We start from the raw sequence: 603 nt of genomic DNA on the forward strand, positions 1-603 counted from the left end.
TCTGCAGGTTGGCGACGACCGAGGTGAAGCGGTTCTGCACCGCACCCAGGTCGGCGCGCGCACCGTTGACCGAGGTCAGCGCCTTGTCGACGATTTCCAGCGCCTGCTGCGCACCCTTGACCGAGCTGATGTCCAGGTTGCTGGCGAACTGCCGGGCGGGTGCCGAGGCGGCGACGGTCGCCGTGTAGGTCTGGGTTCCGTCGGCGGCGTTGGTGCCTGTCCAGGTGCCGACGGTGGCGGTGATCGCCTTGAAGGAACCGTCGGCGTTGCTGCTGTCCTTGACCGAGGTCAGGGTCAGGCCGGTGGTGCCGTTGACTTCGGCATACACGCCGGTTTCGCCCATCTTGGCGTTGATCGCCGTCGCGACGGCGGTACGCGTGGCCGCCGCCGTGGCCGCACCGTCCGCACCCTGCGTGACCTGCACGGTGTCGATGGCGACGCCGTTGATCTGCAGGCCGGAGATGCTGACGTTGGCGTTCGTGGTCAGGTTGCCCAGCGTCAGCGCATTGCTGTCGAAGCGGGCGCCGCCCAGGGCATTCGCCTTGGCATCGACGGTCTTGTCGATGGCGATGGCCTGGCCGGCGTTGGCGCCGACCTGGAACA

At 68.2% G+C, this 603-nt stretch carries 1 protein-coding gene; it reads right to left on the minus strand.

The genetic code is table 11. The features are described from left to right. Positions 1-603 (minus strand): flagellin (locus AX730_RS12440; protein WP_269746996.1); only part of this gene is annotated, 603 nt, incomplete at both ends.

The sequence above is a fragment of the Pseudoxanthomonas mexicana genome (genome assembly GCF_001556105.1).
Taxonomy (GTDB): Bacteria; Pseudomonadota; Gammaproteobacteria; order Xanthomonadales; family Xanthomonadaceae; genus Pseudoxanthomonas_A; species Pseudoxanthomonas_A mexicana_A.